15 protein-coding genes are annotated in these 15134 nt (G+C 46.6%); 4 read left to right on the plus strand and 11 right to left on the minus strand.

Going from position 1 to position 15134, the window contains the following annotated elements:
* Window positions 1-53 precede the first annotated feature (53 nt).
* The 5 genes from AEA42_RS06300 to AEA42_RS06320 form a co-directional block, all read right to left on the minus strand.
* Window positions 54-3176 carry a CusA/CzcA family heavy metal efflux RND transporter gene (locus tag AEA42_RS06300; RefSeq protein WP_055647253.1) on the minus strand — a complete coding sequence of 1041 codons (3123 nt, stop codon included), beginning with the start codon at window positions 3174-3176 and terminating at the stop codon, window positions 54-56.
* A 9-nt stretch (window positions 3177-3185) separates the two neighbouring features.
* On the minus strand, window positions 3186-4205 hold the full coding sequence (locus tag AEA42_RS06305) for an HlyD family efflux transporter periplasmic adaptor subunit (protein WP_055647254.1): 1020 nt from the start codon (window positions 4203-4205) through the stop codon (window positions 3186-3188).
* A gap of 78 nt (window positions 4206-4283) precedes the next feature.
* On the minus strand, window positions 4284-5528 hold the full coding sequence (locus AEA42_RS06310; protein ID WP_008985545.1) for a TolC family protein: 1245 nt from the start codon (window positions 5526-5528) through the stop codon (window positions 4284-4286).
* Window positions 5529-5578: 50 nt separating this feature from the next.
* A complete protein-coding gene (locus AEA42_RS06315; protein WP_008224341.1) occupies window positions 5579-5944 on the minus strand; it encodes a hypothetical protein in 366 nt (121 codons plus the stop codon).
* Between the two features lie 53 nt (window positions 5945-5997).
* Window positions 5998-6903, minus strand: coding sequence for a cation transporter (locus tag AEA42_RS06320; RefSeq protein ID WP_011918388.1), 906 nt, complete (start codon window positions 6901-6903; stop codon window positions 5998-6000).
* A gap of 22 nt (window positions 6904-6925) precedes the next feature.
* Between AEA42_RS06320 and cadR the strand changes: the two genes are divergently transcribed.
* Genes cadR through AEA42_RS06335 form a run of 3 tightly spaced genes read left to right on the plus strand, consistent with a single transcriptional unit; the run spans window position 6926 to window position 8658 of the window.
* Window positions 6926-7390, plus strand: a complete 465-nt coding sequence (gene cadR, locus AEA42_RS06325; protein WP_055647255.1) for a Cd(II)/Pb(II)-responsive transcriptional regulator — start codon at window positions 6926-6928, stop codon at window positions 7388-7390.
* A 31-nt stretch (window positions 7391-7421) separates the two neighbouring features.
* Window positions 7422-8330 carry a cation diffusion facilitator family transporter gene (locus AEA42_RS06330; RefSeq protein WP_055647256.1) on the plus strand — a complete coding sequence of 303 codons (909 nt, stop codon included), beginning with the start codon at window positions 7422-7424 and terminating at the stop codon, window positions 8328-8330.
* 1 nt (window position 8331) lies between these two features.
* Window positions 8332-8658 carry a YnfA family protein gene (locus AEA42_RS06335; protein ID WP_011788527.1) on the plus strand — a complete coding sequence of 109 codons (327 nt, stop codon included), beginning with the start codon at window positions 8332-8334 and terminating at the stop codon, window positions 8656-8658.
* Between the two features lie 424 nt (window positions 8659-9082).
* Here AEA42_RS06335 and AEA42_RS06345 read toward each other — a convergent pair whose 3' ends face one another.
* From AEA42_RS06345 to AEA42_RS06355, 3 genes are all read right to left on the minus strand, one after another.
* Complete coding sequence (locus tag AEA42_RS06345) at window positions 9083-9853, minus strand: hypothetical protein (protein WP_055647258.1); 771 nt, start codon at window positions 9851-9853, stop codon at window positions 9083-9085.
* A gap of 60 nt (window positions 9854-9913) precedes the next feature.
* Window positions 9914-10630 carry a hypothetical protein gene (locus AEA42_RS06350; RefSeq protein ID WP_055647259.1) on the minus strand — a complete coding sequence of 239 codons (717 nt, stop codon included), beginning with the start codon at window positions 10628-10630 and terminating at the stop codon, window positions 9914-9916.
* Between the two features lie 93 nt (window positions 10631-10723).
* On the minus strand, window positions 10724-11290 hold the full coding sequence (locus AEA42_RS06355) for a hypothetical protein (RefSeq protein ID WP_055647260.1): 567 nt from the start codon (window positions 11288-11290) through the stop codon (window positions 10724-10726).
* Window positions 11291-11911: 621 nt separating this feature from the next.
* Between AEA42_RS06355 and ltrA the strand changes: the two genes are divergently transcribed.
* Window positions 11912-13246 carry a group II intron reverse transcriptase/maturase gene (gene ltrA, locus AEA42_RS06360; RefSeq protein ID WP_055647261.1) on the plus strand — a complete coding sequence of 445 codons (1335 nt, stop codon included), beginning with the start codon at window positions 11912-11914 and terminating at the stop codon, window positions 13244-13246.
* A 68-nt stretch (window positions 13247-13314) separates the two neighbouring features.
* Here the strand turns inward: ltrA and dfrA15 are convergent, their stop codons facing one another.
* The 3 genes from dfrA15 to AEA42_RS06375 form a co-directional block, all read right to left on the minus strand.
* The gene (gene dfrA15 / locus AEA42_RS06365) at window positions 13315-13788 is read right to left on the minus strand and encodes a trimethoprim-resistant dihydrofolate reductase DfrA15 (protein WP_055647262.1); all 474 of its coding nucleotides are present in this window, start codon (window positions 13786-13788) and stop codon (window positions 13315-13317) included.
* Window positions 13789-13896: 108 nt separating this feature from the next.
* Window positions 13897-14229, minus strand: coding sequence for a multidrug efflux SMR transporter (locus AEA42_RS06370; protein WP_055647263.1), 333 nt, complete (start codon window positions 14227-14229; stop codon window positions 13897-13899).
* A 485-nt stretch (window positions 14230-14714) separates the two neighbouring features.
* A partial coding sequence (locus tag AEA42_RS06375; RefSeq protein WP_156312282.1) for an IS1634 family transposase occupies window positions 14715-15134 on the minus strand: 420 nt, incomplete at its 5' end.

Genomic DNA, 15134 nt, shown 5'->3' on the forward strand with positions numbered 1-15134 from the left:
CGTTCGAAAGCCTGCTTCGCTGAGCATTGGGCTACAGCGAAGCAGATTAATGATTATTCCGTTTGCTGTTTGCGGCTATCGTTTTTGTGTACCAAATGATATAGCACTGGCAATACCAGCAAGGTCAGTAAGGTTGACGAGATAATACCGCCAATCACCACTGTCGCCAGCGGACGCTGCACTTCAGCACCGGTGCCAATATTAATCGCCATCGGTACAAAGCCAAGGCTCGCGACCAAAGCGGTCATTAGCACAGGGCGCAACCGGGTAAGCGCGCCTTCCGTTATCGCAAGCAGCAAGTCACCTTTTTCACGCCAGAGATCGCGAATAAAGCTCAGCATCACCAGACCGTTCAACACCGCTACGCCTGATAAGGCGATAAAGCCAATGCCAGCAGAGATTGATAAAGGCATACCCCTCAAATACAAGGCCAACACACCACCGGTGAGCGCCAACGGCACACCGCTGAAGATAATCAACGCATCTTTAAATGACGCAAAAGCCATCACCAGAATACCTAAAATCAGCAGCAACGTAACAGGCACCACAATGCTAAGGCGCTGACTGGCGGACTCCAGCTGCTCAAAAGTACCACCATAGTCCAGCCAGTAACCGGCTGGTAATGCAACGTCGCGGTTGATTTGGGCCTTTACCTCTTCTACAAAACTGCCAAGGTCTCGCCCACGCACATTCGCGGTTACCACTACCCGGCGTTTGCCATTTTCACGACTAATTTGTGCCGGCGCAGGCGATAAATCTAAGGTAGCCACTTCATGCAACGGCACAAAGTCCCCATTTGGCAATGGCACCGGCAACACTGCCAGTTTGTCCAGATCGCGACGCAGGGTTTCCGGCAAGCGCACTATCAGCTCAAAGCGTCTGTCACCTTCATACAGAATACCGGCCGACGTACCACCAATTGCCGCTGCTACCCAATCCTGTAGTTCAACCACATTTAAGCCGTAACGGGCAAGCGCGGTTCGATTGGGGATCACCGACAAGGTTGGCAAACCAGTGACTTGTTCGACTTTAGTATCCGCAGCACCTTGCACCTTGTTGACCGCTTGCAGAATTTGATTAGCGCTTGTAACCAGCTGATCTAAATCATCACCAAATACCTTAATACCCAGATCTGCCCGTACACCGGAAATCAGTTCATTAAAACGCATCTGAATAGGTTGGGTAAATTCATAGTTATTGCCAGGCAATGTCGCCAAAGCAGCTTCCATTTCAGTGACCAATTGGGCTTTGGTTTTATCCGGATTGGGCCATTCACTGCGCGGTTTTAATATCACAAAGTTGTCAGCCACATTGGGTGGCATCGGATCGGTCGCCACTTCTGCCGTACCAATTCTGGCAAACACTTTATCAACCTCAGCAAAGGTTTTGATCTTCTGCTCCAGAATTTCCTGCATTGCAACGGCTTGTTCTAAGCCGGTGCCCGGAATACGCATGGCATGTAAAGCGATATCGCCCTCATCAAGCTGAGGCACAAACTCCGATCCCAGGGTGGTGGCCAGCCACAGACACACACCAACCAGAGCACTGGCCAAACCGATGACCAGAGCGCGCCATTTCAGTGCCAGCGCTAATAGCGGTGCGTACAAGGTTTTAGCGCTTCTGATAACCGCACTTTCTTTTTCACTGATTTTACCATTTAAGAACACCGCCACAGCGGCTGGTACAATCGTCAGTGACAACACCATGGCGGATAACAGCGCAATAACGACAGTCGCTGCCATAGGATGAAACATTTTACCTTCGACACCGGTCAGCGAAAAAATAGGGATATACACTATGGTAATGATGGCCACACCGAACAAACTGGGCCGGATAACCTCTGCTGTTGCCAGATACACTGTATTTAAGCGCTCTCTCAGCGGTTGGATACTGCCGTTGTGTTGTGCCTGTGCCAGGCGGCGAACCGCATTTTCGACAATAATCACCGTGCCATCAACAATTAAGCCAAAATCCAGCGCACCCAGGCTCATCAGGTTGGCAGAAACGCCGGCTTGTACCATGCCGGTAATGGTCATCAGCATTGATAGCGGGATCACCGCCGCAGTGATTAACGCCGCCCGCAGGTTGCCCAGCAGGATAAACAACACTACGATCACCAGTAATGCGCCTTCCAGCAGGTTTTTACTGACGGTTGCAATGGCTTTATCCACTAAGGTGGTGCGATCATATACGGCTTCAGCAATAATACCCTCTGGCAGAGAGCTTTTGATCTGCTCCAGCTTTTGCGCGACATCGCGTGCCACTGTGCGTGAGTTTTCACCAATTAACATCATGGCTGTACCCAGCACAGCTTCTTTACCATCCTGAGTTGCCGCACCGGTTCGCAGCTCTTTGCCTATGGCAACATCGGCAACGTCACTCAGCTTTACCGGTATTGTGTCGTATTGCGTAATAATGACATTAGCAATGTCATCCAGAGAGGTTAACTGACCGGGCGAGCGTACCAGCAGTTGCATGCCCTCACGTTCAATATAACCGGCACCCCGGTTGTCATTGTTGGTTTGCAGGGCCAGTTCAACATCCTTAATACTCAGGCCATAATTAAGCAGTTTCAGTGGGTCGGGTAACACATGGTATTGCTTGTTGTAGCCACCAATACTGTTTACCTCCACCACACCTTTAACCTGTGCCAGCTGAGGTTTTATTATCCAGTCCTGGATTTCCCGCAGTGCCATGGCATCGTAAGGTGAACCATTTTGTTGCAGCGCGCCCGGCTTGGCCTGCACCGTATACATAAAGATTTCACCAAGACCGGTTGAAATAGGGCCCATTTCAGGCTCTATGCCCTCAGGCAACATATCCTTGATAGCGCCTAACCGGGTGTTGATTAAATTGCGGGCAAAGTAGATGTCCGTGCCTTCTTCAAACACCACCGTTACCTGTGACAAGCCATAGCGTGACAATGAGCGGGTATAACTTAAATTGGGTAAGCCATACAGGGCAGTTTCTACCGGATAGGTAATACGCTGCTCTGCTTCAAGTGGCGAATAACCCGGTGCCGCCGTGTTTATTTGTACCTGAACGTTAGTAATATCCGGCACTGCATCAATCGGTAACTGTTGGTAGCTCCAGCTACCAATGGCAATAATCAACAGTGTCAGCATTAAAAATAGATACCGCCTCGCAATAGCCAGGCGCAACATGGATTCAATCATAGTGCCCCCTTAATGATCATGCTCGGCTTCAGATTTTTCAATATCCGCTTTTAACAGATAGCTGTTTGTAGTGACATACAACTGGCCGGGCTTTAAACCGGCAATCACTTCGACATAATCCATGTCGCTACGGCCAAGCTGCAATGGGGAAAAGACATATTCGCTATTATTTTTCACGAAGACACCGCTTTTATTGTCCAGTATTTGAATGGCCGATTTTTTAACGGCAAGCTCAACGTTGAATTCACCGCTTATCACAGCACCTTCGATCAATTGCCCGGACGACAGTTTACCGTCACGGTTATCCAGCTTAACTCTGGCCAGTTGATAGGGCTGGGTTAATGATGGGATGATATGCGCAATTACGCCGTTAATCTCAGTGTCAGCGGCCATAATGACCACTTTTTGTCCTGTCGCGACAGCATCTTGTTGTGACGGGTACAGGCGAAAATCTGCCCACAGGCCGCCAAAATCAGCAATGCTAAACAGCGTCTGCTGCTGTGCGACTTCACCAACATTGGCGCTGCGCTGAATAATAACGCCGTCAATTGGCGCTTTAATGGTATAGGTATTTAAGCTCTCATTTGACTCGACAACGGCCAGTACATCGCCTGCTTTTACGCTGTCACCCAGCGAGAATTTCACCGAGGTAAGAATACCGGGAAAACGGGCATTAACATGGCTGATGCGGTTTGGATCAGCGCTAAGCTTGCCATAAACAACCTGATGTTGGCGTAATCGCTGGCTGTCAGCACGGTCTGTGACAATATTAACCGCCGTAGCCATATCATCACTAATGCGGCTGCTTAGGGTTTCGTTGTGTTCATGCTCGTCGTTTTCGTCGTGCCCTTCATGCTCATTGTGTTCTTCATGTTCTTCGTGCTCTTCATTTTTCTTAGTGTCAGATTGCGGCTTTACCGCTTGTTCTTTGGCATGGACGTGAGCTTGTTCTTGCTCATTGGCGGCCATTACATGCATCGGCATCAGCCAGGCTGCAATAAACATTGCCAGTGTTACATGTGGTTTCATAATGCTATCTTCCTGTATGTTCTGTTTGCCACGTCGCACAGTTAATGAAGTGCGGCAGCGGGGCAATAATCTTGTCAGTTACTGCGTTACCGGCTCGGCGGTAAGCTGTTCAATCGTCGCCTGGCTCAATAGCACCGCAGTGGCGGTTTCCAGTAAGTGTCTTTTTGCCTGCAACAATTCTTGCTGGGCATTAAGCCAATCCTGATAATTTGAGCGCCCGCGCTGGTATGCATCACGCGTAAGATCCAGCGCTTGTTCCAGGTTGGGGATCACGTACTGCGCCAACTGTTGGTGACTGGTAATAAATTGCTGTCGTTGCGAGTACGCATCAAACAAGCGTTCATGCAGGATCAGTAAGCTATCCTGCTGTCGATACTCGACATTGTTTCGCTCTGCCAGCGCAGCTTCGATGGCTGCACTATTGCGACGTTCAGCAAATAACGGCACTGAGATACCAAAGGTAAGGCCTGTATCATCACTGGCCTGATAGCGTCTTACCCCTACCTGCCAACTCAGATCGGCGCGATTCTGGCTTTGTGCCAGTCGCACTTCAGCGTCTTTTAACCGACGTTCAGAGGCAAAAATGGTTAACGCCGGCGATTGTTGCAGCCGCTGATACAGCTCAGCAAAAGGGCGGCTTTGGCCAAAAGCAAACAAGTTACCTGCCACAACGTTAAAGTTGGCGCTGGTATCACCCCAAAAACGTGCTATGGCTATTTTTTGCCGCTCAATGCGCTGCAACAGGGCGTCCCGCCCGATCTGAACCTGCGCCAGTTGCGCCTTTGCCCGCATGATTTCAGCATCTGACAAGGCACCGCTGGCAGCACGTTTTTCAGCGCTTTGCAGCAGGGCTTCTGAGAGCGCTACGGCCTCTTCTGTCAGTGTCAATTCCTGCTGGCTGGCCAATAGATTAATATAATTGCGGGTAAGCTCTGCCAGCACATCCAGGGTTTGCGCCTGTTGCTGCCATTCAAGAGTATTGAGCCTGGCGTCTACTACCGCAGCGCGCCATTGGGCTTTATTATCCAGCTCTATCACGGAAGATAAGGCGATTGTCAGCTCAGCACCGGCCAGCCCTCTGGCCTCTCCGGTGCCCGCAACATTCTCAAGCTCTACACCGAGTTGATAACCGGGTTTAAGGCTTTGCAAATCACGCTCTGCAAACAGACGCTGTTGCGTAAATTTAAACTGATGCAGCTGAGGGTTGTGTTGCAGCGTTTTATCTATTGCCTGTTGTAATGTCAGTGCTTGCGGCTCTGCACGTAGCGGAAGCGCGCAAAATACCGCCGCCAGTATTGCTGGCAGCATTAGTGTCATACGCATGGGTATGCTCCTGAAAGTTAATCGTTAATAAAAAGGATAAACAAGCAGGATCAGATATTTGGCGGCGGCACCGGTGGGCGATAGCTAATGAGGTTTAACCCTGGTTGGGTAGCGGCTATAACGCTGTCACGGAAGTTAAGCACCTCCATGCCCTGAAAAAAAGCGATATAGCAGGTGACATGAGCATGATTACTGTGTTCGTCGGTATCATGCTCAGAGTTATGTTCAACGTTATGTGCAGTGACTTGCTCACTGCTTACGTCGAAAAGGGTATCTGAGTGGCAGTGTTCATGTTGCAGGTCAGTGTAGGTATGGGCATGATCGGGCAAATGCATAACTAACGCATCACAGGCCATCACGGCATGATTCAGCATAGTCAGCAACAGTAATAATAAGCCTGATGTACGACCTAACATAAATCCCTCAGTAAGTTAGCGCTATGGTAGCGCTATTGCGACTTAACAACAAGCTACGCTTTTAGCTGTAAAATCCTGCGCGCACCATTGAGTACAACTAATCCAATGATGAACCCTATTACCAGATCCGGATAGCGTGACCCGGTCCAGGTGACTAATAATCCGGCCAAAATCACCCCTGCATTTGCGATAACGTCATTTGCAGAAAAAATCCAACTGGCTTTCATATGCGCGCCGCTTTCTTTTTGTTGATGAATTAACGAAAGACAGATCACATTAGCAACCAAAGCAATAGCGCCCATAATTAACATCAACGTCGACACAGGCTCGCTACCAAACAGGTAGCGCCGTATCACCTCACTGATCACCCCTAAGGCTAAAGCCAATTGCAGCCAGCCGGCAAGCTGTGCGGCGTTTAATTGAACCTTGCTACTACGCCCGACTGCGTATAGCGCAACCCCGTATACCGCTGCATCGGCAAACATATCCAGAGAGTCAGCTATTAACCCGGTTGATTGGGCCAGCCAACCGGTCACAAACTCTACAGCAAACATCACCGCGTTAATGCCCAGCAACCACTTTAAAATTAACCCCTCACGCTGCGAACCTGATGCTGTGGATTGTCTGGCCTGCGTTACCTCTTCGTGTTTCACCGGCCCGGTCTTTGTCAGCGATGCGCCCAGCCCTAAGCTGTGCATTTTTGGTGTAATTTCATTGGCATTAACTGTGTGAAAAACGCGAACCTGCCGTTGTGGGATATCAAACTGTAACAGAACACCAGGCTCAACTGTTTCCAGCGCCATACGGATCAAACGCTCTTCGGCAGGGCAGTCCATTTTAGGCACCCTAAATTCACTAAGGTAGGCATATTTTGCATGCTTATCAGGTGCATCAACGGCGCTATTTTCACTGTTGCCCGTTTCGCTACACTTATCATTGGAACAGCATTTTGGATTCATAACCGATAAACCTTGGGTTGTTATGGAACATAGTTTAAACTCTGTAGTTACTATAGAGTCAATAGGCCGCAGCATGATAATAAAAATTGGTGAGCTGGCAAAAATCTCCGGCTGTTCTGTTCAAACTATCCGTCACTATGACAAGGAGCAGCTTCTTTCGGCGAAAATACGTAGTGATGGCAATTTTCGTCTCTATGATCAGGCCGACATCGAGCGACTGCTATTTATTAAACACTGCCGGAGTTTAGATCTGAGTTTGGCAGAAATTCGTCAGTTACTGAGTTTGAATGACTCGCCAATGTCGCAGTGTGATGATGTCAATCAGATGATTGAACAGCATATCGAACAGGTAGAACGTCGCATAGCGGATTTAACGCAGCTTAATAAACAACTAAAGGCTTTACGTCTTAGCTGCAACTCGAAGCGCACGGTAGAGCACTGTGGTATTTTAAAACAACTGAATGAAGCCGTTAGTCAAACCAACTAAGTTGTTATCAGCAATAAATAGGTGAGTCTTAATGCACCAGCACAACCATTCACATATCAAAGACGACAGCGACAACCGGATCGCTATGGCTTTTTTTCTTAATGTGGGTTTCACCATAATTGAGTTTATCGGCGGTTGGTTAACCAACAGCACAGCAATTATGGCAGATGCAGTGCATGACCTGGGTGATAGCTTATCTATTGGCAGTGCATGGCTGTTGAACCGGCTTGGCCGAAAGTCTGCAAACCGACAATTTACTTACGGCTACCGCAGATTGTCATTGTTTGGCGCCTTAATTAACGGCTTGGTATTGATTGCCGGATCGGTTTGGGTACTGACTGAGGCAATACCGCGGCTGGCTAACCCGGTAATGCCAGTGACAGAGGGAATGCTGGCTTTAGCTGTGCTGGGTGTTGCAGTCAATGGCTTTGCCGCTTACCGCTTGAGCAAAGGAAATACACTGAATGAAAAAGTGCTGAATTGGCATTTGCTTGAAGACGTTCTTGGGTGGGTTGCAGTTTTGGTTGTGGCTATTGTGCTGCAATTTGTGGATTGGCCTATCCTTGACCCTTTGCTTTCTATTGGTTTCACCTTATTTATTTTGGTTAATGTTTTACGAAACCTCAGCACAACTGCGCGTTTATTTCTGCAAGCCGCGCCAGATAGCAAATTGCAAAATGAAATCCAAGATACTTTGCTGAAAATTGATGAGTTAGACAGCATTCATCACCTGCATCTCTGGTCGCTTGATGGTGAACATCATGTACTCACCGCACATGTGGTAACCAATGCCAGCAAGGCATTTACTGCAAACCATTATGCCGATATTAAGCTGCGTATTGCTAACGCATTGGAGCAGTTTGATTTAGCACATACCACGATAGAACTGGAGTTAACACAAGAACATTGTCGGGATGAATTCCCGGATAAGGTGCAGTGAAGTGACCGTCATTACAACGTTAGGTTTATTTATCATTACTGCAATAGCAGAAATTGTCGGTTGCTATTTGCCTTACTTGTGGCTGAAAAAAGGAGCTTCAGCCTGGGTGCTGTTACCTGCTGCAATCAGTCTGGCATTATTTGCCTGGTTGTTAACGCTTCACCCAACGGCTGCTGGACGTGTTTACGCGGCTTATGGCGGAGTATACGTAACAATAGCAATAGTCTGGTTGTGGGGAGTAGATGGCATTCAACCACACCGCTGGGATCTGGCTGGCGTGGTGCTAATGCTCGCAGGCATGGCAGTGATCATGTTTGCGCCGAGATAAACAATTTGTTTTGAGCACGGTATTACGAAAAGAAAGACTTAGGTACTTTTATCATTTATAGCAATGGTTTTTCTGTTCTTGATTAAGAATTTTTCAGAATACATTGTGTATCAAATGTTAGTCGCCCACAAAAATGGTTACAGCAGTGCCTGATTTACCTATTTTTTTACAAGGTGTACGCTTTGTTACTATTTCAGTTAAAAAGCTGCACTTTAATCACTATTAAAGTGCAAAATGAAACCATGCTCATTTTATTGACGCTAATGTCAGCTTTTCGCTCATTCCCGACAGTAGACCTCGGTTGCCAGGCAGCTAAGTGCCAATTGCAGACATTTCAATATGAAGGCATCAAAGTCTGCTTTTAGGTGTTAGCAGAACGCTGAATTCACCAGACGAGCGTAGCGAGTTCCGGTGCAATGCTTTGTTAAATATTTACTGCCTCCTTATTGGAAATAATTACGGGGCGTATTTCTGAGTACCAGACCTCTTTTGCTTCCTCTTCATTCAAGCCTCCTTTATTAATGCAAGCTTCAAAAAACTCTTGAAGGGGTCTAATTGAGTGAGGGACAGTCTCAAATTCTGAGTTTAGCCATTTAATATCAGACCATGTTTCTTCACTAGAAGACCCGTTGCTAAACAAACCCGAGAAAATTCTTAATATTCTGAATGCCGCCTCATAGTCATTGAGCTCTACCAAAGGTGCACATGTTTTTTCTACGGCTCTTGGCAATAGACCGTTATCAATATCATTGATTGCAAAGTTGCAATACTTCAAACAATTGCTCCAGCTTACCTCATTATCTTGCATTGCCTCTGATAATGCCCACATAAAGTAACTATCACAAGAAAAAGCGCGAAGGTAATATTCATCCTCCCAGCCAACTTTCTTTTTTTGTTCCAAATAAAGACACGTTGAATGCCAAAAGCCTCTTGTAGCTTCTTCAAAATCCTCTAGCTTGAAACTAGCGTAACCTATTGCATAATTTATTTGAGGGGTAGATTGAACATAATTAGCAACATGCAGTTTTTGAAGAGCCCTCAAAAACCAGCCGTTTTTTAAGTAGGTTGTTGCTGCTTTAAGCAGGCTGGCTGATTTATACGAATTTTTCTTTGATTGATTAATCTTCAAGCCACAAAAGGTAATGACAGAGCCAATCACAATTCCAATAATAAATGTTTGCATGTCGATACTCATAGATTAACCCCAAAATGCGAAGTACGAGCGTAGCTTTTTGCTGTCCTTTGGAGCCCATTTTTATGTTTTTGGTAATTTTAGGCCGTAATTCTTCTCTAAGTGCTTTAATGCTTTGTGCAGAGCGCGAAAGATACTCAATTCATTTGCTCCGAACGGATAATACCCGGTTATCAGCTCTTCACTTGGGATGTCTGTTTTAACGTTCCATCTTTTAGTTTCTTCTTTCCCATTAAAGAATTTGACCGGATAGCGAAATGAACGACCTTCACTCTCAAGTTCACCCCAGCTGCTGTAATTCTGAATATTGCCGTTATAGCACTCGTTGCCAATTATATTTTCTAGTTCAATAAGCAGCTGCTTTATTGGGTCAATCTCTCTTCTGGTATTTTTTATTGTTTCATGCTGACGTATTTTTTTCGCTAACGCCTCAAGTTGCCCCCTGAAATAACCTTCATTTTCTTCTTCTGCCTCTTTCTTCCACTGCTCTAGCAATTGGTCTTGAATATCAGAGGACTCATATTCCATTAACTCTTTTAGCGCCCCAATCTCATCTTCCATTTCTGTGACAATTTCATCCCAGCCTTCATATGTTTTTTTAGCCGCATCAATGATTTGTTCTTTATGCTTTTCGGTAACACCTGAAAAATCTATTGATTGGTATTTTCGATAACCGTCGATTTCTTCCCTGATAGAATATTCCCGCATGTCCTTATCATCAGGCCAGGACTCTTTTGCCCTTGCTCGAATTTTCTCTAATACTGATTCCGGAATAGTCATCTTCTTGCCTCATTTTTGAAACACAACGCCGTGCGCATGCGCGCGAAAATGTGAGCATCGCAGAGGCCCGTAGGACTCAAATGCCGCACATTGTTATATGCCGACATCGCTCAAACCAGATATTGAATTATCACGTCCAACCGTAACAAGGTAGATACCTGCCTTTTTTACTAAAGGACGTTGTCGCCATTGCTTTGCAAGTGCGTCAAATTTGTCTGACTTTGGCACTGCAACCGCAAGCAAATCTGAAGGCTCAGCGTGCTCTACTGTTATGAGCTGTCCGATCGCCTCTCGTATTAAAGGGTACTCCTGTGACGATTTGCTCCGTATCAAGGGCCCCTTTTTTGATTCCACTCTCAGTCTTTGACCAGAAGTCAGGTCAGCCACCAAATCGCCTTCACCTGAACTAGAGTGAATTATGATTGAGTTTGGATATTCAGCATTCGTGTACTCGGCCTGCCATCGTTCATGAGCATTTGAGTTTAACCAGCCGAAGCTAGATAGAAACTCAACTATCTGAAAATGCACTGTGTCACTGGTTTTCACCTGCGCACCATCTATGGCTGCCCTGACGTTACCTACAACCTTTCCAGAAGCGATTAAGGCCATTGCGAGTCTAAGCGTAACTTCTGCTTCAGGCATTCTGTCTTCAGGTAACACTTAAACTCCTTTAGGCATATAACGCCCCGCTAAACGGCGAGCGTTAGCGAGTCCGGTGGAGGCCACGCTTTTTGTGGCCGGAACGAATTTAAGCGGTTTGTGTACGCCCAGCATGGGCATGAACTTATGAGGTGAAAGTCCTCTGTAGGAAGATCACCGTTTACTTTGTTGAATCAATACAGTAAACGATAACTACTAGTAAATGGCAAGGGCAAAATCGCGAGGTTTTGTCTGGAGGAAGCCGCTAGCAAAACTGCGAGCTGATGAACAAAAACCTCATATGAGGCGTAGGCTGAAGGCGAGCTGGCACAAGACAGCGAAGCCAAGTGATCTAACGGCCACCGTAAATGAGGCAGTTGCGCAGTGACAGTTCATGTTCTTATCTGGGGAGATCTGTTTACCGTGCGATCGGCTCAGCAACCAGTCAGGCTCTGGTATATAAGTGTCTCGGCCCTCAGAAGTCATCGCGCTGAGGGAGCAAACTAGATGAAATCCGATAGCGCGCTCAGGGGTAACTCTGAACGTGAGTAAACAGAAGTCAGCAGAGGGCATAGTAGCCAAATGCCAGTCGTAATGGGCTGGACAAGGTGAAGGCCTAAACATTCAGAGAAAGGAGGAGCCTTGTCAAACTTGAACACACGAATGCCGACCGGCAATGACGTGACTCAGCGTTTTGACCGGAAGCCAGCCTTTAGCAACAATCTGTTCGAACAAATGCTCCAACCGGCAAACTTACAGCAGGCATGGAAACAAGTTCGAGCCAATAAAGGAGCCGCAGGAGTTGATGGCATGTCCGTCGATGAGTTTCCTGCATGGGTAAAGTCCGGTGGCTGGGAAAATGTAAAGGCGGAGTTATATTCCGGCGATTACCAACCCAAACCCGTCCGGCGCGTTGAGATCGAGAAACCTGATGGAGGCAAGCGACCGCTTGGCATCCCAACGGTAACAGATCGTGTCATTCAACAAGCCATTGCTCAAGTGCTCACGCCTATCTTCGACCCAACCTTCTCAGAACACAGCTACGGGTTCCGAGCATGTCGAAATGGGCAACAAGCAGTAAAGCAGGTACAGCAGATCATTAAACAGAAACGACGTATTGCCGTAGATGTTGACCTGTCAAAGTTCTTTGATCGTGTCAATCACGACTTGCTTATGTCGCTGTTGAACCGACGGGTTCATGACAAACGACTAAAGCAACTGATTGCACGATATCTTCGAGCTGGGTTTATCGATAACCAGCTTTTCCATGAGACACGTGAAGGGGTGCCGCAGGGTGGTCCGTTATCACCTCTGCTGGCCAACATCATGCTTGACCCTCTGGACAAGGAACTGGAGCGGCGTAACCATAGATTCGCCCGTTATGCTGATGACTTCATCATTCTGGTGAAAAGTCAGCGTGCCGGAGAACGAGTATTGAAAAGCGTCACTCACTACCTGCAAAACCGCTTAAAGCTTGTGATAAACACGCAGAAAAGTCAGGTTGTGAAAACAAGTGAGAGTAAGTTCTTGGGATTTACGTTCAAGAATGGACATATCAAATGGCACTCCAAAACGCTGCTGAAATTTAAACAGCGAATACGGGAACTGACCAATCGAAACTGGGGCGTCAGCATGAGCTACCAGCTCTTTAAAACCAGTCAGTACATACGCGGCTGGATTAACTATTTTGGTATCGCCAACAGTTATCAGCTATGTTGTGAACTGGATCACTGGATCCGACGCAGAGTCAGGATGGCCTATTGGCGGCAATGGCGAAAGCCACGCACCAAGGTAAGAAATTTAATGAGATTGGGTGTGCATGTTCAATCCGCAGTCGCGTGTGGAATTACAAGCAAAGGTCCGTGGCGCAGCTCTAAAACCCCTGGGATCAATCAGGCATTATCTAATGAATTTTTGACAAAGGCGGGTCTAGTAACTCTGCGTGATGGATGGATCAAGCTTCACTACTCTGAGTGAAACGCCCTGTGCGGATCCGCATGCAGGGTGTTGTGGGGACTGGAGGCTAGAAACCTCCGGTTACCCGATTAACCCTTTTGCCAGATTTGGTAACTATAATTTATGTTAGACACGAAGTCTTGGCTAAAAACTGGCCTAAAACTACTGGGGATTTCTGGAAAATAGACATCACCTTCTGGCTCAATGTCGATTGTTGAAATATGTAAAGTATCAACTTTATCGATCAGGCTTTTGTATATTTCACCACCACCAGACACAATCACATGATCCGTTATCGTCTTCAGATGATTTAGCGCTTCATCGATAGATGGAAATACCAATACATTCTCATCACTGGAAGTGAAGCTTGAACGAGTTACAACGGCATATTTTCGGTTGGGTAAAGCCCCCATTGGCTCGAAAGTCTTTCGGCCTACCAAAAGCCACTGATTATAGGTAATCGCTTTGAAGAGTAATTGTTCCCCTTTGGCACTCCATGGAATATCTGGGCCATTTCCGATAACTCCATTCTTCGAAATTGCTGCCATTAGTGATAGTTTCACGATACTTCCTTAGGGGTTAACGCCCGCAGCACGCGCGGCTTTGTAGTGGAGGCGCAGCCGAAACGGAAAAGCCGTCGCCGTGCCTGCGATTGTTAGATGCCTGACTATTCAATGAACACTAGCCTTGGATAATAGGTTAAGCACTGCCACACCGCTCACAATGAACCCGATACCAACAAAGCCCCAAGCGTCCAACTTCTGCCCATAAACACCCCATGCAATCAAAGTCACCAAAGCGATTCCCAAACCTGCCCAAACCGCATACGCTATACCTACAGGGATTGATTTAAGAGATAGCGAAAGAAAGTAGAAAGCAATTCCATAGCCAACCAAAACCACAAGGGATGGGCCTAGTTTAGTAAATCCATTGGTAGATTTTAGTGCAGTAGTTGCAACTACTTCTCCAAATATTGCAATAGTTAAGAACATCCAGTTTTTCATAAAAATTAACCCCTAGGCATCAAGAAGGAGTAAAGTTTAAGGGGTATTTTTTGAAAATATCAGTCTTGTTGTAAAAAATTATCTGTGAGCAAACAACATCTAACAGTTATTATGTAGACCTCTCAGTAACATCCGAAAGGCAAAACAAATTTATACCTATGAGTTTACTGAAGATCAATAACTTAAGAAGCTAGTTAAGGACTTAATTTACTTTTAATTTACGACATTACTGAGACTTCTCAGTAATGTCTCCACCCCAAAACGGGGTAATATTATTAATATCAATGCCTTATCTTGGTTTAGCCTCCTTATCATCAGGTGTTACTGAGAAGTCTCAGTAACACACTCGATAATCAACAAAGGAGCTTACATGACTCGTTCACCTTTCCTTGAAAGCATCAGACAGGTTATGCGAACCAAGCATTACTCAATTCAGACTGAAAAAACCTATTTACTTTGGATAAAACCGACTTTCCGCACCTGATTTAGGAATAAATTTGCCGATACCGTTCGCCTAACACGTCGAGAATGATCTGCTGGTCCACTGTGAGTCCTGTGACTTGAGGTGGCGCCTCTCCCAACTGGTACTCGTGCACCCCGCCAAAGCGTAAAAAAATCCACCGCGCAGTCGGTTTTTGCGTGGGTTTCTTTTTCATGTCCGCCACACTCCGGTTCTGCTCTACTAAGCCCTGCCGGATCCGGTGCTCCAGCGCCGCATAAATCATCAGGCTACAGGTCATCACCATCAGCAACGCTTCGATACGTTCCGGTTTTTTAAGATATAACGAGGAGGTTAAAAATTCGGGACTTTTCAGAAACCTAAAACCACGCTCGACATTCTGCTGGGCTTTATAGGTAGCCAACAGCTCAGCCATGGTGAGCGTTTCACTGTGATCATTGGTCGC

It is taken from the genome of Shewanella sp. Sh95 (assembly GCF_001308045.1).
GTDB lineage: Bacteria > Pseudomonadota > Gammaproteobacteria > Enterobacterales > Shewanellaceae > Shewanella > Shewanella xiamenensis.